The organism is Sporomusa sp., from assembly GCF_035561155.1.
Classification (GTDB): Bacteria; Bacillota; Negativicutes; order Sporomusales; family Sporomusaceae; genus Sporomusa.
In genome coordinates this window covers 1-21,057 of the sequence record NZ_DATMYD010000012.1, presented here as the reverse complement: position 1 = coordinate 21,057, position 21,057 = coordinate 1, and the positions used below count along the sequence as shown (strand labels likewise).

At 49.8% G+C, this 21,057-nt stretch carries 17 protein-coding genes; all 17 read right to left on the bottom strand.

Annotated elements, in window-relative coordinates:
* Positions 1–10 precede the first annotated feature (10 nt).
* Positions 11–1,114 carry a carboxynorspermidine decarboxylase gene (nspC, locus tag VN447_RS02370; RefSeq protein ID WP_325522429.1) on the bottom strand — a complete coding sequence of 368 codons (1,104 nt, stop codon included), beginning with the start codon at positions 1,112–1,114 and terminating at the stop codon, positions 11–13.
* 416 nt (positions 1,115–1,530) lie between these two features.
* Positions 1,531–2,199 (bottom strand): class I SAM-dependent methyltransferase, encoded by a 669-nt coding sequence (locus VN447_RS02365; RefSeq protein WP_325522426.1) that lies wholly within the window; start codon positions 2,197–2,199, stop codon positions 1,531–1,533.
* Positions 2,200–2,234: 35 nt separating this feature from the next.
* A complete protein-coding gene (locus tag VN447_RS02360; RefSeq protein WP_325522424.1) occupies positions 2,235–3,083 on the bottom strand; it encodes a methyl-accepting chemotaxis protein in 849 nt (282 codons plus the stop codon).
* Positions 3,084–3,201: 118 nt separating this feature from the next.
* Positions 3,202–4,065 carry an isocitrate lyase/PEP mutase family protein gene (locus VN447_RS02355; RefSeq protein WP_325522422.1) on the bottom strand — a complete coding sequence of 288 codons (864 nt, stop codon included), beginning with the start codon at positions 4,063–4,065 and terminating at the stop codon, positions 3,202–3,204.
* Positions 4,052–5,503: a glutamate mutase L gene (locus tag VN447_RS02350; RefSeq protein WP_325522420.1), complete on the bottom strand. Its 1,452-nt coding sequence runs from the start codon at positions 5,501–5,503 to the stop codon at positions 4,052–4,054. Before VN447_RS02350 ends, VN447_RS02355 begins: the two co-directional genes overlap by 14 nt.
* A gap of 20 nt (positions 5,504–5,523) precedes the next feature.
* Positions 5,524–6,657, bottom strand: coding sequence for a 2-methylaconitate cis-trans isomerase PrpF family protein (locus tag VN447_RS02345; RefSeq protein WP_325522418.1), 1,134 nt, complete (start codon positions 6,655–6,657; stop codon positions 5,524–5,526).
* Positions 6,657–8,504 carry a cobalamin-dependent protein gene (locus VN447_RS02340; RefSeq protein ID WP_325522416.1) on the bottom strand — a complete coding sequence of 616 codons (1,848 nt, stop codon included), beginning with the start codon at positions 8,502–8,504 and terminating at the stop codon, positions 6,657–6,659. Before VN447_RS02340 ends, VN447_RS02345 begins: the two co-directional genes overlap by 1 nt.
* A 23-nt stretch (positions 8,505–8,527) precedes the next feature.
* Positions 8,528–9,025: a 3-isopropylmalate dehydratase gene (locus tag VN447_RS02335; protein ID WP_325522414.1), complete on the bottom strand. Its 498-nt coding sequence runs from the start codon at positions 9,023–9,025 to the stop codon at positions 8,528–8,530.
* A gap of 1 nt (position 9,026) precedes the next feature.
* Entirely contained in the window at positions 9,027–10,232 is a 1,206-nt protein-coding gene (locus VN447_RS02330; protein WP_325522412.1) for a 3-isopropylmalate dehydratase/homoaconitate hydratase family large subunit, read from the bottom strand.
* 9 nt (positions 10,233–10,241) lie between these two features.
* Positions 10,242–11,660 carry a hypothetical protein gene (locus tag VN447_RS02325; RefSeq protein WP_325522410.1) on the bottom strand — a complete coding sequence of 473 codons (1,419 nt, stop codon included), beginning with the start codon at positions 11,658–11,660 and terminating at the stop codon, positions 10,242–10,244.
* Between the two features lie 13 nt (positions 11,661–11,673).
* A complete protein-coding gene (locus VN447_RS02320) occupies positions 11,674–12,564 on the bottom strand; it encodes an NAD(P)-dependent oxidoreductase (RefSeq protein WP_325522407.1) in 891 nt (296 codons plus the stop codon).
* Positions 12,565–12,588: 24 nt separating this feature from the next.
* Complete coding sequence (locus VN447_RS02315; RefSeq protein ID WP_325522405.1) at positions 12,589–13,173, bottom strand: amino acid synthesis family protein; 585 nt, start codon at positions 13,171–13,173, stop codon at positions 12,589–12,591.
* Between the two features lie 165 nt (positions 13,174–13,338).
* A complete protein-coding gene (locus tag VN447_RS02310) occupies positions 13,339–14,184 on the bottom strand; it encodes a hypothetical protein (RefSeq protein WP_325522403.1) in 846 nt (281 codons plus the stop codon).
* 3 nt (positions 14,185–14,187) lie between these two features.
* The gene (locus tag VN447_RS02305; protein WP_325522401.1) at positions 14,188–15,690 is read right to left on the bottom strand and encodes a DUF362 domain-containing protein; all 1,503 of its coding nucleotides are present in this window, start codon (positions 15,688–15,690) and stop codon (positions 14,188–14,190) included.
* Between the two features lie 18 nt (positions 15,691–15,708).
* Positions 15,709–16,881, bottom strand: coding sequence for an amidohydrolase family protein (locus tag VN447_RS02300; RefSeq protein WP_325522399.1), 1,173 nt, complete (start codon positions 16,879–16,881; stop codon positions 15,709–15,711).
* 76 nt (positions 16,882–16,957) lie between these two features.
* Complete coding sequence (locus VN447_RS02295) at positions 16,958–18,277, bottom strand: MFS transporter (protein ID WP_325522397.1); 1,320 nt, start codon at positions 18,275–18,277, stop codon at positions 16,958–16,960.
* Positions 18,278–18,567: 290 nt separating this feature from the next.
* Positions 18,568–20,910: a xanthine dehydrogenase family protein molybdopterin-binding subunit gene (locus VN447_RS02290; RefSeq protein ID WP_325522395.1), complete on the bottom strand. Its 2,343-nt coding sequence runs from the start codon at positions 20,908–20,910 to the stop codon at positions 18,568–18,570.
* Between the last annotated feature and the right edge of the window lie 147 nt (positions 20,911–21,057).

Sequence of the window (21,057 nt, the reverse complement as noted above, 5' to 3'; positions counted from 1 at the left end):
AAAATTTAAATTATGATAAATTATTAATGAAATCTGAATAACTAAATTTACGTACAACCTCTACAGTATCGTCCAACCTGCGCACAGCGATGGCTGGCATTTGCAGTCCATTGAACCAATTTTTCTTTACCATAGTATAGCCGGCTGCATCAGCAAACCGAATTTCAGTACCGATTTCCAGTTTATCTTTAAAATCAAATGTGCCAAAAACATCTCCCGCAAGGCAAGATCGTCCGGCAACCATGTATTTATGATTCCCTATATCGCCTGTCTCAATTTTGGCGGACAGCCGGTATATCAACAAATCCAGCATATGCCCCTCTACCGAAGCATCAACAATGGCAATATCCATTTCATTATGCACTAAGTCAACCACACTGGTAACCAGTTCGGCGCAGCCAGTAATGGCGCTTTCCCCTGGTTCCAAGTATACTTGAACATTAAACTCGCTAGCAAAGTCTGCCAGCTTTTTGCTGAACTTTTCGATAGGATAGCCCTCTCTAGTGAAATATAACCCGCCACCAAGGCTTACCCATTGTAGCTCTTTAAGTATATCTCCATAGCAGTCACCAATGGTATCCAGCTGCTGCGAAAACGTGTCAAAATCATCATTTTCACAGTTGTAATGAAACATCAAGCCGCTAAGGCGGGGTATTTGTTTTGCCAGCGCAGCCTTGTCCGCTACGCCCAGGCGCGAATGCTTGCGCGCCGGATCGGCCAGATCAAAATGAGAGTGGCTGATTCCTGGATTTACGCGCAAACCAAGTTTTGTTGACTTCGCCACATCGTAATATCTCTCTAGCTGGGAAACCGAGTTAAATATGATTTTGTCGGCAAATTCAGCTACGGCCAGGATATCCTCCTGAGAATATCCCACACAATAAGCATGTGTTTCCTTACCGAATTTTTCAAAACCCAACCGCGCTTCATAAAGAGAACTGGAGGTGGTACCGTCCATATACTCACGCATCAAGTCAAATACACACCAGGTGGAAAAACACTTCAGCGCCAATACCGACTTGGCCCCCGAAAGCTGCCGCACCTGCTGAATGATCTGTAAGTTGCGCAACAATTTTTTCTCATCAATGAGGTAATAGGGAGTGGCAATTTTCATTATATATAACTCCTGTTTGAAAATGATGTTCTGAAAATGACTTCAACCAGTCATTGTTTTTTTGCATGCTATGTTTTCTACGAAACTAATAATAGCAAAATTGATTGCATTTGTCGATTATTCTTTAAAAACAACCGAAATTTCGTGGTAAAAGTCGGTTTGCGCCAGAAAGGTATGGAAATATACCTCTCATACCTATTTCGATAACCAGCAGTAGTCACGCGAAACATAAAGAAAATACGGCTTACGCCGAGCCTTTGGCGACAGCGGAAGCCGATATTGCCCTTATCCAGGAGAAAGTTATACTTTCTATCAGGACAAAAAAGACGGCCCCAACCCGTATAACATAGGGTTTGAGGCTGTCGTCCAGCCTAACCTTATATATACAAGGTTAGGCTTCTCTTTATATAACAATATTATTTTATACCGTAAAATCCGGCCTGCATACCAGAAACCCAAAGAATCTCAACAGTCGAAAACCCGGCTTCAGTTAGCAGCTTTTTATGAGCTTCAATAGTGATCGGCAAAAGTTCACTCCCATATCGGCTGATATGCTTGTCTACTGCCTCAGGACTTTTGCCGTTAAGCAGTTGGGCATTCTGCCAACGCTTAAGACCGATTTGCGTTCCGGTTTCCGTATTAGGCCTAATGCTCTCAAAGGTAATATAGATGCCACCTTGTTTAAGCATGTCGTAACAATTCTTGGTGGCTTTTTTGCGGCCTTCTTCATCTAAATAATGATGAACCATAATGGCGGTGACAACATCGAAGTCGTCGGTATAATCCAAATCTTCACTGCCTGCCAAAACATAGGTTATCTCGTTATTTGCCAATTTCTCGGCAGTAATCTTCAGCATCCCCTCCGCCGGATCTGCTGCTACAAACCGCAATTGCCCAAACTGTTCAATTGCCTTTAAAATAAGCGTCCCTGTGCCGCAGCCTGTGTCAAGCCAAGCCAAGGGCTTGGGGACAGTTGACTTAACCAAATCCAAAGTTTCATCATGAAACAGATGATAGCGGGGAATCGTTTTATGAACATTGGCATCATACTCAATTGCCGCCTGGGAAGTTTTATTATCCCGCATAGTGTCCCAATATACCTCCTTTTAAGGTCAGTTAACTAGCAGGTCTCCTGACAATTCAAAGTTTCGGCAATTTGATCCAGCTTGGAAACCATTTTGCTCACTTGCTGGATGGTCTCGGCTACTTGGGTTACCGCGTCAGCTATTTGGTTGATTGCCTCTTGGGTACCATTAATCTGAGTGTAGATTGTCGAACCATCTGACTTAATATTACCAATGATGGCCTCAATTTTCTTTACCGACTCGGCGCTTGTTGTTGCCAGCTTGCGAATCTCTCCGGCCACCACGCCAAACCCCCGTCCTTGCTCCCCCACTCGTGCGGCTTCAATGGCCGCATTCAGGCCTAACAGATTAGTTTCACTGGTTACGTTTCTGATCAATCCGAGCACTTGGTCGGTCTCTTGAACCCGAACCTGTGAGTCGCTGGCTACTTGGGCCAAGGTCCGGCCAGTGGCCGCAATTTCTTGCGTCTGAGCTGAAATCTCTTCAGTAGTGGCTGCCAGTATATTGATACTATCCAGCAGGTCGCCAGCCATCTGTTTCATTGATTCCTGCAGTTCAACCGGCTGAGTAATGGCAACTGCGCCGATTACTTCATTGGCTTCATTATAAACAGGTACTGCAACCGAAGTATACGGCAGTCCGTACAACGTTTTATCAAACCGCATGGCAACCCGCCGTTTCTCATGGATGGCTCGATATACACCACTACCCACTTTTACAGGTTGATCCTGCGGTACCTTAAGATCAAGTTTTTTACCTGGTTTGTACAGGATAAATTTTTCCCGGTCGGTAAGTGTTACCCCTGCATCATTTTGCAGTGCCTGCTGGATTACCGGTAAAGCGAACACCAGCTTGTCTAAAATATCCTTATCATTTGCCGACATAATCATCGCCCCTCTGTTTACTATTTATTCTATCACAGCGTTTTAGACGTTGCCATCATAACATGCGGAAAACGCCGCAAGGCACAAGGCACTTTGGCGTTTACGCACATGAAAAATTCTATTTTACATATATGCTTTCAGTTTCTCTAATTTGCGGTAAGCCGATCAGTTCATTAAACTCTGTAAAAGTAACCATTTGATCTAGCATACCTGCCGTAGTCCCGGTTTTTTTCAGGTTTTCCATTAACCGGGTGATGGCGAGCGTCAGGGTGTACGTTGACGCTGTTGGGTAGATAACAATATTATATCCGATAGCAGCCAATTCCGGGACAGGCACTAGCGGCGTCCGACCGCCTTCCACCATGTTAGCCAGCACCGGTACAGTAAAGGCTGTCGTAATTCTTTTCATTTCTTCAATGCTCTCCGGCGATTCAATAAACAAGACATCGGCGCCTGCTTCTTCATAGGCTTTCGCCCGGGCCATTGCTTCTTCAATACCATGAACAGTACGGGCATCGGTACGGGCAATAATAACAAGGTCTGCGTCCCGGCGGGCATCAACAGCTGCTTTGATTTTTCCGACCATTTCCGCCTGTGGCACAACCTGCCGGCCAGTCATGTGACCGCATTTTTTTGGTGCAACCTGGTCTTCAAGCTGGATGGCTGCAACGCCGGCCTTTTCATATTCACGTACAGTTCGCATTACATTGATGGCATTACCAAAGCCGGTATCGGCATCAGCAATGACCGGTATGTTGACAGCTTCCACAATATTTGCCGCTCGGGCCACCATCTCAGTCATGGTCAGCAGACCTACATCCGGTTTGCCTAAATGACTGGCCGCCTGCCCGTAGCCTGTCATATATACTGCCGGAAAGCCTGTTTTTTCAATGATTTTAGCCGTCAGCGCATCATGCGCGCCAGGGGCCACAATAATACCTTCACCTGCTAATAATTGTCGTAAAACACTAGTTTGTCTCATGTTCATTCCCCTTCAGGTTAATCTTAAAATATTTTTTGGCAAACTTCCCACATAGGTCAGTATATTGGGACCCCAACGCTCCCAGAGCGTACAATAAATATTGCTCATCAATAATGAACTGCGGCTTAAGCGGCAGTAGTGAAATTCCCGGATTCTTAAAAGCCTCTGCCAAGATAAACTGTTTGTCCGCCAGGGTACCATGCGTGAAAATCCCACCTACCGCGATCACATATTTCACCCGGCGCAGATCCCGGCCAACCGGGGTTCCTGGCATAATGCCCATAACCGGATTAAAATCCTGCGCAATATACCCTGCATGCCGCTTTAACGCTACTTCAATGGCACTGATAGCTAATGCCAGGTCAAATTGTTTTTCGACAGGTGATTGACTGATATGACCAGGGTTCTTTTCCAGAAATTCCGTATAAGCGACCAGCTGCTCTGCAACTTCTTCGCTGTTGTAACCGATTTTGGCTAATACGCCCAGTGGACCTATTGTTTCAACAATACCGGTTGCACTTACGCGCAAGCCTAGATTTCCTTCAACAGTACGGTACGATGGTTGCTTTTCATTATTTACGATCAGTCCCTTTTCCTCGATGGTCAGCTTTTCCAGGTCTGGCATAACCGAATGGATATCAGTAGTCGCTCCCCCGATATCGATGATAATGACATCACCGACGCCATCTTCCAAAAAAGTCCCCTTGGCCAGCAGTTCCGCTCCCAAAAGCACTGCGCCCGGCGTAGGCGTTACCTTCTTATTGGAGACGATATCCAATAGTTTGTTTAACCCTTTAGCCTGGGTAATCTGCTTGATAAACTGCTCATGAATGGCCTCTCTGGCCGGTTTAACCTTTAATTCATGGATTGTTGGCATTACATTGGGAACACGGATATACGGGACATTATGGTCGGTAAAAATCCCGGCCACCTGGCTTTGGGCCTCTTTATTGCCGGCAATAATAATAACGGCCTTGATTTCGGATTGAACAATAATATGTGCATTTTCGATGAGCGACTGCTGGTCACCGCCATCGGTACCGCCGGCCAGTAAAACAATGTCCGGTTTAATTTCCCGCAATACTTCTAAACGGTATTCTGGTAAATCCTCATGGCTTACGATTTCCAAAACCCTGGCTCCCGCGCTCATGGCCACTTCTTTGGCGGCTTTGGCGGTTACCCGGGGCATATAGCCAAGGGCAACCATACGCAGGCCGCCGGCAGCGCTGCTGGTAGAGAAGACTTTAGCATCATCAGGTACTTGGACACCGCTTTGCACTAATGCCTGCCTGGCATTTACAATGCCTATTTCAATATCAGTAATAGTCGTTGGCGCCTGGGACCGGGCAACGAACTCCAGGTCTCCCTGTTCCAGCCGGAACGCCGTTAACTTAGTGTAGGTGCTGCCCACATCAAACACCAGCAGATTTGCTTGCATACGATTCACCCCTGTCCAAACTAGGCGTTCTTCACAAACACATAGCCTTCCATAATCCGGCGGGCTGTGCGGGAAAACGCAGCGCGAACCAACTCGCCCTTATCCACAGCGGCTTCAATGTCAATTATGCCGGCCGGATGGCCAATACGAATGACCTTAATGTCATCAATATGAGGAATGGCTTCATGTACGATTGTTCCCGGTATTTTTGCCGCGGCACCGGTGCAAGCGGTACCTGTACCGGGATAGGTTTTATGTAAAACCTGCATAAACATCATCCTGGATAGAAAATCAACCTGATTACTGGCGATTGTCTTGCCTGTCGTAAAATCAACATAATCAGCAGCCGGAGCCACAAAGGCAATCATGGGAAAAGCCGGGCTTTTTTGCGTAGCTGTCTGAACATCGGGAGCCATGCCGATCATGACCGTAGCCTTAGCCCGAACTTCTTCCAATAACGCCAAGAGAGCAGCGTTGCCATTCACTTCCTGCGGCGTTTCCCGGCCGGTCATGCCGATGTCCTTCGCTCTGATAAAAACGCAGGGGTTGGAAACATCAACAATGGAAATATCCAAAGGACCGTTGCTTGTTGAAATAGTGTCAACAGGGTTGCCTGTTGGCAACAACTTGTCTGTAGCTGAGCCGGCAGTACCGGAAAAATCCATCATAATTTTTGCACCGGTGCCAGGTACACCATCAATCTTGCAGTCTCCATTCACTTTTGCCCGTCCATTTTCGGTAGGCACTTCAGCGACTAAAATCCTGCCTGTGTTTGTATTGTGAATTCGCACCGTCGTAGCGGGTGCTTTGGCTGCAACAAAACCTTCATCAATCGCGAAGGGCCCCACAGCCGAGGAAATATTGCCGCAATTACCGCTATAATCGATATAAGGAGCTGTAATGCTGACCTGGCCAAAGGTATAGTCGATATCAGCCTCCGGGTGAGTAGCGGGGCCAATAATCGCCAGTTTGCTTGTCAGCGGGTCAGCTCCCCCCAGGCCGTCGATTTGCCGTACATCAGGACTACCGAATATCTCCAAAATCATCTTGTCCCGCAATACTGCATCCTGGGGAAGATGATTGGCTTTCAAGAACATGGCCTTACTTGTGCCGCCCCGCATAATTACACAAGGAATTCTCTGCATCTCACTCATTACAAGCCTCTCCTCTCTAACGCTGCTTCGGTCCATTTGACACACTGGGCAGGATCGGTACCTGGACCGAAAAATCCGTCAACCCCCAGGAAACCAGTACCTTCATTGGCAATCTTCTCTTCATAAAATGTATGTTCTTCTTCTTTTTCGCTAATCCGGCCCCCCGCAATCAAGAGTACTTTGTCACGGAGCCCCAGCTGTTTCAAGCGGCCCTCAACCCGGGGAAACAGTTCCCGCCCCAGTCCGAGCAAATTAGCAATACCGACAATATCTGCCTTGGCCTCAGCCGCCACTTCAGCCACAGTTTCCGGCAAATTCATGCCCCGCATATATATGACTTCGTACCCGGCTTTTTCAAATTCCTCGCGAATCAGGTTAATGCCCATAACATGAGCATCAGCTCCGACAGTAGCTAATACCATTTTTTGTTTGCGGGTTGGTTTTTTCTCTTCCGGCACCACTACCGGCTCAGTGGTTATCGCGACGCGCCTGTCGTCAACCCCCAGCGGCGTAAAGCCTGGGATATAGCGTTTGATCCCATCTTTGTCGCGATGGGTTTTCACATGACGTTTCAGGTCCCAGCCGCCCGCACGGGGGCAATCCATAACACCCGCCTTGCCGGCCTGAACGATTTTCTCAATCATCTCGTCTTTCGAATATTGCCGCCAAAAGGTTTCATTGATTTCATCTGGCGCTAGTGTTCGCTGGAGTCCTAAAACACGCTCAAGCACAGCCATAGCTTCACTCAAAATCTCTTGCTTACGCTCTTCAATATAGGGATCGCGAATCTCTACCGCGACAGTGTTCTCAAATACATTCTGGGTGGCCCAGATGGCCTTGGCCATGGAAGCGCCTGTCGGAATGCCCACCGACTCAGCCGCCTTAGGCCGGTAGAAATTGGCCCCACCTAGTTTCGCACTGATGGCCATCCGCGCAAAGTGCGCCGATTCCGCGATTAAATCACCGGGAGGGTTTTGGAAGGTTTCCGGTACGACAATCAGGCTCTTGCTCCACATAGTTTCTTTGAATGCTTTCATTACCGCGAGATCGGCCAGAATATTAAGACCTGCCACATTCATCTGCACCGCGCTAAGCTCAGCCGGCAACCCGGCTAAAACACCCAGCCCCTCGGCCAGCAGACACATGGCTAGCGCCATCCCGTCCGTACCGCCGATGTTATTGAGGTGTTTATGGGATTCAATCTGCACAAATATGTTGTTTTCAGCGCAGATTTCCAGGGCCTTAATGCCATTGACTACCTTTGTTTTGTAGTCATGAATGCCCCTGCCGCCAAAATGCACATGAATAACCGGGCCGATATCAGTACCGTCAAAGCCGGCAATCAAGGCATTGATTATGGATAGATGCGGCGTATCACCTGTGGCGTTAATCCGCATGGGATGAACAGAGCCGCCACCCAGTTCCACCAATTTTCGTTCACCGAGAGGTGTAATTCCGCCTTTACCGCGCGATTGCTCAATTAAATCCCTACCTTTTAAGGGATCAATATGGCGGGTAGCTTCAGAATGCACAAAATGAAAGAGATTGATTCCCAGCTTTTCCGCCATGCTATACATTTCCAGCGCTTCTTGGTACGTTTCTTCTGCCGTATTACGTCCCAAAATCGGATTCTGGACAGGTATACCTGTTGCTGCTGCCTGCTGGGCCAGCTCATAAATTCGATAGCCGCTGCGTTCCACACCGTTAATAACCCGGGGATAGGGAGCCGGCAAGCCGTCAATTGAACCGTCTTTATTTATTGTTGGCATCGGCACCCCGAAAGTCTCCTGGTAAGCGCAGACGCTGTCATAGTCTTCAATAATAATTTGTTTTGTTTTTTCTTGCACTGTATATTCCTCCCACAACCCAATTAGTCGTTGTTTACGCCTAACTCTTGCCTGACCCGGTTAATCAAGCCACCCGCATTAATGGTTGCCAATACATTTGCCGATAAGGCTTGGGCGGCAACCTCCCGGTCCGGTGTGCTGATAATACCCTGAACAAGATCTGCCTCAATCCAGTCACCGGTCTGAACATACTTTCCCAGATCAGCCACCAGCACCGGTAAACCAATATTAATGGCATTGCGCCGAAAAATCCGGGCAAAGGACGGGGCAATGATTAAACTTACACCTGCGGCTTGTAGCGCCACCGGTGCCTGTTCCCGGCTTGAGCCGCAGCCGAAATTTTTTCCAGCAACAATAATGTCACCCTGCTTTACCCGTTTAGCAAAATCGGCTTCTTTACTGCCAGCCATCGCATACTTGGCTAACCCGGAAAAGTCTTCTGCCATAGCATAGCCGGGCAATATTTGGTCAGTATCCACATTGTCGTCAAAAACCCACACTTGACCTCTGAGCTTATTCATATCACGCGCCGCCTTCCAGTGGTAATGACCCCGGCTCGGTAATCTTGCCACAGACAGCCGTTACTGCGGCCGTTGCCGGCGATGCTAAGTACACCTGGGCATTGCGGTGGCCCATCCGTCCGGGAAAATTGCGATTGGTAGTAGACAAGATTACATCCCGTTCGGTGCCAAGACCCTGATGAGCCCCAAAGCAAGGCCCACACCCCGGATTGGTAACAACCGCACCGGCATCACGCAAAATCTTACACCAGCCAGCTTGTTCCATCGCCGCCAGCACATTTTTTGAGGCTGGGACGACCAGCATGGTTACCGCCGGATGAACCTTGTGGTGTTTAAGAACATTGACTACTTGTTCCATATCAGACAGACGGCCGTTGGTACAACTGCCGACAACAACTTGCGTCACTTCGACATCTGCTAATTCGGTAACAGGACGCACATTGGCCGGTGAGTGGGGACAGGCTGCCACTATAGCAATTGTCTCTAACGCGAGCGGTACGGTTCGCGTCACCTCGGGTGCGGCTGTTTCTTCGCCGAAGCAGGCGATCATGGCTCCCATTTCTATACCCATATTGCAGATTGTCATCCGGTCATCCATACTTACGGCAGCGATTCCCGGGCCGGTAAATACAACAGCTTTATCAGTCAGTCCATCTACACCAAACTCTTTAATCAGTGTCAAAACAATATCTTTACCGCCGACATAAGCCTTAGGCTGTCCGGTCATATACACTTCAATTACTTCCGGCACTTCAATGTCAATCGTACCTGTCGCCATGGCGGCAGCCAGCTCGGTTGACCCTACCGGAATGGCGATAACGCCATAGCCACCGGCAGTGCAGGTATGGGAATCTGCCCCTACCAGAATTTCGCCCGGCTGCAGCCTGTGACGCTCGGCAAGCACCTGGTGAATCACGCCTTGCCCCTTGTCATACAGGGTAATACCATACTGCCTGGCAAAATCTTTGATAATCCAGTGCATAGTTTTAGCCTGAACGGTAGCTGCCGGAAAAATGTGATCAATTACCATTACTACTTTTTGGGGATCAAACACATGATCAATCCCGATCTGCTCAAATTGTTGAATCGCCATCGGCCCGGTGACATCATGCGCCGCCACCAAATCAACCCGGCAGCGGATATCCTGTCCTACAACCACAGCTTCCAGGCCTGCCGCCTTGGCCAGATATTTTTCTATAAAATTCATGGCACCCTCCTATTCAACTATCTCGATGCCCAGCTTTTTAGCCACTCGGTACGCTTCTTCCTTGTCTGATGCTGACTTTAGCACCAGCCGCCCGCCGCCACGGTTAAGCGCCGCCACCATGCCGGTCTTTTCGGCCGCTATTACGGTAATCTGTTGTAATTGAGGCTCATCAACCTGCAGTATTTCAACCTCAATCCCCTCACTAGCCACCTTGCTCATTACTTCACGGTATAACTGGCTATTGTCGGTACCTGCCCCATAAACAGCTGCCATCAATATCCCGGGAACATTAATCCCCCGGCGGGCAAACAGTTCTGGATACAACTCTATTTTTACTTTAGTAATTTTCCCTTTAGAAAGATAATGAGCGAGACGTGCGGCGTTAGTCGGCGATCCGACCGCTTGACTGCTGCCGCCGACAACCGCTTCGCCAAAAGGCTTAACAATGGCATTAGCCTTGCTTGCCATAGCCCGCGCCTCCGCTAGAGCTTGTTTGATCGTTTCATCAATACGTGCTTTTTCCTGCGCTTTTACATCCTGACCAATATAGGTTTCCACCGCCGTATTTGTCTTGAAAAACGGTTCCATATACTGAATGACAACAGGCACCACCTGTTTCGCCGATATGGGGTGCACGGCCGCAGCCATCGCAATCATAACGTCTACAGGAACAGTCACCGGAATGGATGTGTGCATGGCCAGCTGAGCCGCCAGCTTGCCGATCATAACGCCGCCGCCGATATGAGTGGCACACAGCCCTGCAACCATAACGCGAGGTGTACAGGGATTGGCAATCGTCGGCGATATCGCCAGCACAATGGCCTTAGCCATATCGGCAGGTTTACCGCCAGCTAACTCCACAAAGGCTGCAGCTGAAGCGGCCGCCCCGGCGCCGAATCCTTCCATATTACAGCCGGTGGAGGTCTTGCCCACCCGGAATATCGTGCCGATCTTCAGCATCACGGCAGCAACCCGGGCCACTGTTTCCTTATCATCCAGTTCTTCCAGCATCGCGCGCACAAATCCCGCATAAGTACATGAATCGCCGGTGCCGGCGCAAGGCTGCAGCCCTACCGAGTGATTGCCCACCTGCGCCCCCAGCGTATAGGCCAGCACTTTGTTGAGAAAATCATCGGCCACAAGCTGTGGTGCACCTGCCTGAGCCACCTCCCGGCCAGCGGTTCCCATTAAAAAGCTTGAGCCTGTTGTCGTCCCGATTTCCACAGCATATAAGTTATGTGAAAAACTGGCAAGAACGGCTGAATATACCTCTGTCTGGGTCATATTGCTTGTTATCATTGCTTCGGCAACAACAACATCACTGACTCGCACCTGGGCCTGTCTGGCTACTTCAATGCAGTCGCCAATCGTCAGTTCACCGGCTGTCCAGCCATTCTCAGCAATAATTTGATTTATTCTTTCCATCATCGACCACCGACCTTTACTCCCTTACTTGAACGCCTACTAATTCTTCCCAGACCTTGATCACGGCCGAAATATCCTCCCGCCCTAAGCCTTTGGCTTTGGCCATCGCGAACACTTGCTGGGCCGTTGCGCCGACAGGTAAGGGAACATCCAGGCTTTTCGCCGTTTCCATTGCCAATTCCATATCCTTATATTCCAAATCAATGGCAAAACCGGCAGCAAAGTTATTTTTAAGAATAAAATTCGCAGTTTTGGCCTCTAAGGCATAGCTGCGCCCCGAGCTTTCTTTAATAATCTCCAGCATAACCTGGGGATCAAGACCTGATTTTGCCCCCAGCACCAATGCTTCGGCCACTGCCGCCATATTGATGCCAAGTAAAAGATTGTTCACCACTTTCATCGAATCGCCGGCGCCACTGGCGCCAACATGGTAGATTTTTTTGCCTAATACTTGCAGAATCGGCTGGGCAGCTTGTACCGCCGCAGCCTCACCGCCTACCATAATGGTCAGAGTTCCGGCTGCTGCGCCGGCAACCCCGCCGCTTACCGGCGCATCAATATAGTCCATCCCTTTGGCCAGTGCCAGAGCGGCCATCCTTTTCGTACTGGTAGCGGCTACGCTGCTCATATCAATGATGGTCTGCCCGGCTCTACCACCGGCGAGCAGCCCCTGCTCACCTGTCAGAGTACTCTCCACAATGGCTGCATTTGGCAGCATCATAATGATAATAGACGCGGCCTCTGCCAATTCCTTGGGCGACCGGCACGGGTTTGCCCCTTGCGTCGCCAGCTCAGCTACTGCCGCCGTATTGACATCATATACATAAAGTTGAACTTTTGCAGACTTCAGTAAATTTTGCGCCATCGGTTTACCCATGGCCCCAATCCCAATAAAACCAACGTTCATTCTTCCACCCCACCCTTGTGCCAGTTATCGCAGGCCGTCTTCGCCTTTTACTTCCTCAATTTGCAAACCGCCAATGCGCGGATGTGGCCGTCCCCCGGAGGTTACCACAACAGCCACCAGAATTTCATCTGCCGCTGGCGCATCATGCAGCCTTACTTCCATGGCATCATAATGGGTTCTGACAAAAGCGGCATCTTTGTAGTGTACAGGTACGTCCAGCGAGGTCCCCGGTCCCCCCAGCTTCTTGGCTGAGGGAATGATGGCTTTGCCGCCGCCGACCGCTTCCCGCATAGGTTTACCCAGCTTAGGATGAAGAATGGCTGCACCATGTTCCAATTCACCATTCATGCCAATAATAGCGCCCTTGCCATAGCTTTCGGCTTGCTCGGGAGCAATCCCCATAGCAGCCACTGCCTTTTGCGCCAGCAAGCCACCCAGATATTCGCCAATATCGCTCAGCAGGCTCAAATCTTCCGCATACTCACCGGCAAAGGGGTTTTTTATAACCGCTGCTGCCGCACATTTCTTGAAAGGCTTATCAACCGCTTTCTTCCCATCCATACAAACATCTTCAACAACAGTAACAATTTTGCGTATTGTCAAATCCATAGTACTTCCCTCCAATTGACTATTTATCCGATGACTAACCCGCTCTAAGACTCCCATCTTCTACAAGTGGGAGTTAAGAGCGGCTAAGTCCCTGGATAAGGGCGACTAACCTTCAGATGGGGTTAATACCCCACCTGAAGCTAAGTCTACTTTATCAAGAGAGACTTAGCTCGTCTCCATTATTTCAACAATAAAGCCCTCCGGAATCATGACCAACTGCTGCTGGACAAAGATAGCTGCACCCTCAATAATACCTTGTTTATATAATTCAGCCGCTCGTGTCCAACCGTTCATGAGTGCCGCTTCAACCACCGCTGGCGGCAGCAGGCCGACTTCCCGCACTACCCGGTGGCCGCGAATATCAGTATTAGGATCGATCTGCTCAGCCCAGGCCAGTTTGACCGCCGGGTGCTCAACATAGGTGGCATTACCCAGGCTGGTAGCACAGGCATCAGCCACCGCAGCCGTGCTGGCCGCTACTACTGCGGCGGTAGCGATTCCTTTGGTAAAACTGCGCCCGCCTAAGCCACTGGTGGCGATACCGCCAATACCCCGGCCAATGTCAAGAGGCAGTACATGGGTAGGCTTCAGGCCTATAGCCGGTGCTATCCCGACCGTAGATGTCTGGGCGCCTGTCAACCGGACGGCAATATCACCACCGTTATTGACAATGGCTTTTGTTGCGCCCTGCGCCAGCAGCCAGTCGGCTGTCAGATCGGCGATCGTGCCGGCTACCGCCGCCATTGGCGTCAGTGTTACATCACCTGCCCGCTTTACCGCTGCAATCATGCGCTGTAACACTTCCGGTAAACCTTCGCTGACCGTTATGGCCTGCTGCGGGCTGGCTGCTATTTTTTGGTGAGCAGCCAGTTCGGCCAACACACTCATGGCATAACTAGCTGCCTGCTGAGCAATCTCCGTCAGGGGACCGCTGCCGCCCTGCGCACCAATCGTCATTTGCATCGGACCATAGTCCAGTTTGACTATCCCCGGAGCAGTAACTTCAATCATGGTTTAAACTTCCTTTTTCACTGTAGCAACCGGTTTAACGGCTGCAGTATGTCCACCAATTTTTTCAAACGTCACCCGCGTCATGGTATATTCAACCGGAGCCACAGTGGCTGGTGTAGCAACCCAGGTAAAAGCCTTAGGTACCACTTTTTCCACATCGACCATAAAATTAATGCCGCCACCAGGCAGAATATAGGTTGGAGCCCCGCCGATAGTCAGTTTTACTTCCCCTTCATGCACAGCTTGTGAGAGCTTAATCGGATAAGTAGTTACCCCGGCCCGGGCGCTGCCGCCCGTCCCACCTACATACACAGCCGATACGCGGGCTTCTTCGCAGTTAGCGGCAATCAGGTCGACTACGGCCTGAATCTCAGCAGTCAGAGGGATTTCCGTTACCGCACCGTCAGCCTGCACCTCTAAGAGTCCTGCTTGTTGCCCGGTCGTCTCTGTAACCAATATCTGCATCCCTGGTGCAGCCAGGTTCATATCCACCTTTTTTACGGCTTGCAACGGTCCGGCTATGTCGGTGCCGCCCCAGCCATGGCCTTGCTCACCAAAATAACGTCCGCGCGTACTTTTACGTCCGTTGGGGATAACGCCGCTGTAGGTCATCCCGACTTCTTCCCCGGCCCGGTGCTCAGATAATAGCCCAATGACATGGTGGTCCAGAATAATGGCTTCATCAACGACTTTACTTAACTGGTCGGCAAACATCCCGATGGTCGCACTACCGCAGCCAACCCGCATTTTCTTTTCGGTCACACCGTCAATAATCGGCGGTTGGCCGACGGCAATATCGAGCTTACTGCCCTTTTCCACCTGCAATACCATCCGCTCACCATTTGCTAAACCTACAATGGTCCGGGCTGCCGTGAACCCATGTTTCCCGCTTAAAATATTGGCACCGCCGATCGATAACATCTTGGCACCATACTCCTCGGTATCCACCATGCCGATTACGGCGCCGTCCCTGAACACGCGTGCGCCTTCCGCCCCAATATGAGCATTGGCGTCAATCTTGACTTTAATACCGCTATAGCTGAGCGGCGCCTCGGTAACCACTGTTACTACCTCAATATCTCGCACAATATCGGCAACAATATGCGGCGCCGGCTTACAACAGGGGTATTCAGTTCCCGCACCTACAGCCGTAATCAGCGGGCGGTCCGGTATTTCCGGATACAGCTTGCCGGCGCGGTCACTGGCCGGTACTAACGCCCGATTGCGGACAAGTGTGCCATTTACATTAGTGTACCGGCGGCAAGCCCCTTCAAAGCCAGGCTGGATTGCACACTGCACCGGGCAAGCCCGGCATACTGCAGCGCCGTCACGCACAGTGTCATCCCGGCTAACAGCGCCGCAGGGACAGATACGCATACAGACGCCGCAGCTGGTACAGCTAAGATCCAACCGTGCTATTTTATCGATTAGGGTAACAGCACCTGTGGGGCAATTTTTCACACAAAGCCCGCAGCCTTTACACAGACTTTCCTCAATTACAATCACGTGTCTTCCCCCTTAGACCTACTCCACCGTTACCTTGCCTGCCGCCGGCGGTGTATTGCGGCTCTTATTTACTTTGATTACCCCATCAATCAGGACCAGCGCCACACCAGGCAAGTCTCCGGCCTGAATGGCTTCCAGGGCATTTTTACCGACTGAGCCCATCGGTGTATCAATAATAGCCAAATCAGCTTCTTTACCGGGAGCAATGATCCCGGTATTGAGCCCGTACACCTGTGCCGTATTACCGGTAGCCATGGCAATCGCTGCTGCTGCCGGGATATCCGACATACTGGCGATCTGAACAATAGTTCGCAAGATGCCAAGCGGAATAACACCAGTACCGGAGGGGGCATCATTCCCGCAAATAACCCGGTTCAGTTGACCCAGTCCAGCCAATTTGCGCACAGTATGGTCGGCTATTCTTGGATTGCCGCATTGTACAATTTCCAGTATCAAGTCACTATCTGTGATCAGTTTGTCGACTTCAGCCGGGGAGATAGCTGTTGGCCCGCCATTAATGTGGGAAACCACGTCTGGCTTTACCGCAAGGACATCTGCGGCCGTAACTGTTGAACTGCCGGGAATGGATGTACCGCCGGTATGCATCATGACTTTCATGCCATGCGCTTTGGCCCACTGTACCATTGGCGCAGCCTCTGCCGGTTTTTTTATTGATCCCAGCCCGACTTCCCCAACCAGCCATACGCCATTGGTCGCTAATTCAGCAAAATCAGCCTCAGTCAAACCTTGTTCCAAAATCACCGCACCGCCATGAACCTTTACGCCGCCGGGTCGTTGTTTCTGGAAAGAGCGTTGCGCCAGCACTGCCAGGGCTTTTACGCCCACCGGATCAGTCGGACGGCCTGGTGTATGACACTCACCAGCCGAGATCATGGTGGTTACGCCGCCATGTAAAGAACTATCTATAAAATCAGCCATCTTTTGCCTGGGAGTATAGTCGCCAATGACCGGGTGAACATGTGAATCAATCAACCCCGGTACCACCGTCATCCCACCGGCATCAATGAGTTTATATGCATCGGAATGTAGTTTAAGAGCATCAAGAAGTTTTTTATCGCCCACAGCTTCAATTTTTCCATCATGGATAATAATAGTGTCAGCCGGCAAAATCGGCTCGAAAATATTTCCAGAGACCAAAGTTCCGATATTTGTTATTGCTGTATACGCCATGTCAGCCACCTCCTGAGATTTGTAAAGAACAGGCAGAGAAACTTCTATTTCTCTGCCGATTCTTTTCTATTACGGACTAGTTCAACGCTTTTTGTTTTGTTTCATCCCCCAGGATAATCATGTCCAGTGCAGCGATAACCAGCACTGCAGTAAACATCATAAATACCAACGGAATTTTGTCAGGACCGGTAATCATTGCAGCTACAACCATTGGCGCAGCTATGCCACCAATCCGGCCAAATCCGGCTGCCCAACCCACGCCAGTGGACCGGGCCTCTGTGGGATACAATTCAGGCGTATAGGTATATAAAATACCCCAGGCACCAAGATTGAAAAAGGACATCAAGCAGCCCCATAAATAAATCTCGCTAACCGAAGCGGCGCTGCCAAACATGTATGCAGTGAAAGCGCATCCAAGCAAGAAGCTAGCCATGGTCGCCTTGCGACCAATCTTATCAACCAGCGCAGCGGCGGCAAAATACCCCGGGATTTGCGCTACCGTCATCCATAATACAAACTCAAAGGACTTAACCATGTCATGTCCGGCCTTAACCAACAAGGTCGGCAACCAAAGGAAAATACCGTAATAGGAGAATACTATACAAAACCATAGTATCCATAGGCACGCTGTCCGCTTCAAATATTGAGGACTAAACAACTGCAGCACACTGAACGCGGGCGCTGAAGCTGCTGTTTGCATTTCCGCCAGCGACGGTTTCATGCCAGGTGTAACACCTAGCTCTTTTTCAATATTGGACACCAATGCATGCGCTTCGTCTACCTGTCCTTTTTTCATAAGGAAAAGCGCCGATTCCGGCACAGTCCGCCACAGGTAAAAGACGTACAACGCTGGTATGGCACCAATATAGAAAGCAACTTCCCACCCGTACTTAGGAATAATTAAGTATGAAATGATTGATGCTGCCAACCAGCCGAAAGCCCAGGCGCTTTCGAGCAGTACAATCATACGGCCCCGGTAATTAGTGGGCGAATACTCGCTCATCAAGGTAATAGCAACAGGCAGCTGCCCACCCAAGCCAAAACCAACTAAAAAACGAAAAAAGAGCAATGATTCATAGTTCCAGGACAAGCCGCAAGCGCCTGTTCCCAGACTGTAGATTACCAAAGTTGCGGCAAAAACCTTTTTCCGGCCAACGTAGTCAGCGATTGTACCGCCAAGCATCGCACCAATAGCCATGCCGATCAAGCCTACACTGCCAACAAAGCCGACTTGTGCCGAACTTAATTTCCACGTAGCAATCAGTTTGGGTAAAACAAATGAAATGATCCCGGTATCCATCGCGTCAAAAGCCCAACCCAAGCACATAATCAGCAATAACCGCCAGTGGAACTTCCCGAGAGGTAAGTTTCCTAAACGCTCAGTAATCGTAGACATGTAAACAACTCCTCCATTTTTTGGTGTAAAAATCCTGCCATCAATACCTTTTTATGCATCCCTCCATCCAGCTGCACCGTTGCCGCTTTTTCTTGGTTGTCATCGCTTAATCCTTATTCAAGACTATCGCAATGAATCTATCTATACACCGGTCACAGCATAGACGTCATTGGCTACAGCTGCGGTGTCCGGAATCCAAACCGGCCCCACGCCTTTAATGTTAGAGGTTGTATTCGCTTCACTTAATCACTGTTTGATTTCCGGCACACCTACTGGTGGAGAATAATACGTTAACAGTTCTGCCTTTCGTGCAGTCTGGCCAAAACTTTCTCCGGAGTTATCGGCAATTCAGTAAACCGCACCCCGATCGCGTCGTATACAGCATTGGCAATAGCTGCAGCTGTGGGGATCAATGTCGGTTCACCTACCCCTTTTGCGCCAAAAGGACCGGTTTGTTCATGTTCTTCGACTATGAGCGGATACATTTCCGGAACGTCCAGCGCGGTTGGCATAAGATAGGTAGCCAGATTTTTAGTCAATATCTTTCCTTCGCTAACCTGTATCTCTTCTGTTAATGCATAGCCCAAGCCCATCGTACACCCGCCTTCTATCTGGCCTTCTATATTAACCGGGTTGATGGCCTGTCCCACATCATGGGCTGCAATAATCCGGATAACCTCAATTTCTCCTGATTCGGTATCTACGTCTACCTCAGCAATTTGAGTAGCGAACGCATATGTGGCATAGGGTTTACCCTGCCCTGTTTCCGGATCCAAGCTGGTAGTGTCCGGATTAAACCAACCGTGCCCAAGCGTCAGCTTACCTTTCATCCGGCATTGAGCAATACAATCAGTCAACGATACCGATAGTCCCTTGCCTTTAGGCGACAAACCCAGATCAAGACGGCACTCACTTAGACAATCTGACAAAAATTGTGACTGATCGGAATCAGTCCTGACACAAAGCTCCTTATAGCCTACAACCACGTCACCAGGGGCAACCCCTAACATGACTGCGGCCGTCTCAATAAGCACTTTTTTAGCCTCTTGCGCAGCAAGTCGAACCGCATTGCCGGAGATATATGTTTGCCGGCTGGCCGATGATGCTCCGCCGTCAGGAGTAATACCGGTATCAGCCGAAACCACGCGAATATCCTCCATATCTATGCCAAACTCCTCGGCTACAATCTGCGCCAAAGCAGTATCAGACCCTTGCCCAATGTCAGCACAGCCGGTTAAAATAAGCACTGTGCCGTCATCCAGTAAATTGACATAGGCTCCGGACGGATTTGGCAACCCGGTATTACCGATGCCATACCACATCGAAGCTATACCTACACCGCGTTTTTTCTGACACGTCACTTCTGAATGGCTGCTAAAGATCGTCTTCGCTGCAGTTGCGGTCTTTTCCAATGTCGGTACAATACCGATACTTTGCTTTAACTCCGCCCCTGTTGCTGTCACGGAACCAGGACGAAAGGCGTTCAGCAGTCTGATCTCAAGCGGCGACATGCCTATTTTTTCGGCTAGCATATCCATTTGTGATTCATGGGCAAAGGCGACCTGCGGTACGCCAAACCCGCGCATGGCACCTGCCGTGGGATTGTTGGTGTATACCGTGTGGGCGTCAATCGCAACATGCGGAATTTCATACGGCCCGGTCGCGTGCACTGCAGTCCGGGTAAGCGTTCCCGGCCCATATGACGCATAGGCCCCGGTGTCACCGATAATCGAGCACTCCATTGCCAGCAGTTTACCGATCTCATCAGTGCCTGTCTTCATTTTAATTGTACAGGGATGGCGTTTGGCCGAATTAACAATGGACTCGGTCCGCGTATAAACAAGCTTTACAGGACGCCGTGTTTTCATAGCTAACAGCCCAAGATGAACCTGCACCGAAATATCTAATTTTCCGCCGAACCCACCGCCGGTTGCAGCCTGAATCACCCGTACCTTGTCCAGACCCACTTTGAGGTTCCGGGCTACCTCTTTGGCATCAAAATGTGTGTTTTGAGTAGATACCCACATGGTCACCACGTCACCGTCAAATTTGGCTACCCCTGCTTCTGGTTCAATATAGCCATGTTCTACCATTTGCGTCCGGTATTCTTGTTCAACCACTACTGCACACCGCTGGAAAGCCGCCGCAGTATCACCTTTACGGATTTTACGGACAGCCAATACATTGCCATCTGCATATATCTTGGGTACACTATCTGTCATGGCTGCCACAGGATCAAATACCGGCGGCAGCACTTCGATGTCTACTTCAATAAGTTCCAGTGCTTTTTCTGCCAGCGCCTCCGTCTCGGCCGCAATCAAGGCCAGCGGATCACCTATTTTGCGGATTTTTTCATTATTTTTGACCAGTACAGGTTCATCCTTAATAATCATCCCCGTACTATTGGACCCCGGTACATCTTTACCTGTCAAAATAACCGCCACGCCTGGCAGCGCCTCAGCCTTCGACACATCAATCGAGCGTAATATTCCATGCGGCACGTTACTACGAAATACTTTCGCATATAACATTCCGTCAAAATGAATATCAGCGGCAAATTGAGCTTTTCCCAATACTTTATCAACCGCATCCAACTTTTTCACCGACTGTCCCACGATCCGATATTGGCTCAATTTACTCACCTCCCTTAATAATCAAAAACTTTTCTTCGTTTTTCTCGTGTATTCACAGTATTTCACATTGATAATATAGAGCCTACTCCCCCGGATAGACTGGCTAAGCTGGTCGCTATGTGGTTTTTGGGTACGGCAAACAAACCG

Bases quoted from the DNA above. Each gene is read 5' to 3' on its own strand.
- nspC (WP_325522429.1), bottom strand. From the start codon at position 1,114: ATGAAAATTGCCACTCCCTATTACCTCATTGATGAGAAAAAATTGTTG.
- VN447_RS02365 (WP_325522426.1), bottom strand. From the start codon at position 2,199: ATGCGGGATAATAAAACTTCCCAGGCGGCAATTGAGTATGATGCCAAT.
- VN447_RS02360 (WP_325522424.1), bottom strand. From the start codon at position 3,083: ATGTCGGCAAATGATAAGGATATTTTAGACAAGCTGGTGTTCGCTTTA.
- VN447_RS02355 (WP_325522422.1), bottom strand. From the start codon at position 4,065: ATGAGACAAACTAGTGTTTTACGACAATTATTAGCAGGTGAAGGTATT.
- VN447_RS02350 (WP_325522420.1), bottom strand. From the start codon at position 5,503: ATGCAAGCAAATCTGCTGGTGTTTGATGTGGGCAGCACCTACACTAAG.
- VN447_RS02345 (WP_325522418.1), bottom strand. From the start codon at position 6,657: ATGAGTGAGATGCAGAGAATTCCTTGTGTAATTATGCGGGGCGGCACA.
- VN447_RS02335 (WP_325522414.1), bottom strand. From the start codon at position 9,025: ATGAATAAGCTCAGAGGTCAAGTGTGGGTTTTTGACGACAATGTGGAT.
- VN447_RS02330 (WP_325522412.1), bottom strand. From the start codon at position 10,232: ATGAATTTTATAGAAAAATATCTGGCCAAGGCGGCAGGCCTGGAAGCT.
- VN447_RS02325 (WP_325522410.1), bottom strand. From the start codon at position 11,660: ATGATGGAAAGAATAAATCAAATTATTGCTGAGAATGGCTGGACAGCC.
- VN447_RS02320 (WP_325522407.1), bottom strand. From the start codon at position 12,564: ATGAACGTTGGTTTTATTGGGATTGGGGCCATGGGTAAACCGATGGCG.
- VN447_RS02315 (WP_325522405.1), bottom strand. From the start codon at position 13,173: ATGGATTTGACAATACGCAAAATTGTTACTGTTGTTGAAGATGTTTGT.
- VN447_RS02310 (WP_325522403.1), bottom strand. From the start codon at position 14,184: ATGATTGAAGTTACTGCTCCGGGGATAGTCAAACTGGACTATGGTCCG.
- VN447_RS02300 (WP_325522399.1), bottom strand. From the start codon at position 16,881: ATGGCGTATACAGCAATAACAAATATCGGAACTTTGGTCTCTGGAAAT.
- VN447_RS02295 (WP_325522397.1), bottom strand. From the start codon at position 18,277: ATGTCTACGATTACTGAGCGTTTAGGAAACTTACCTCTCGGGAAGTTC.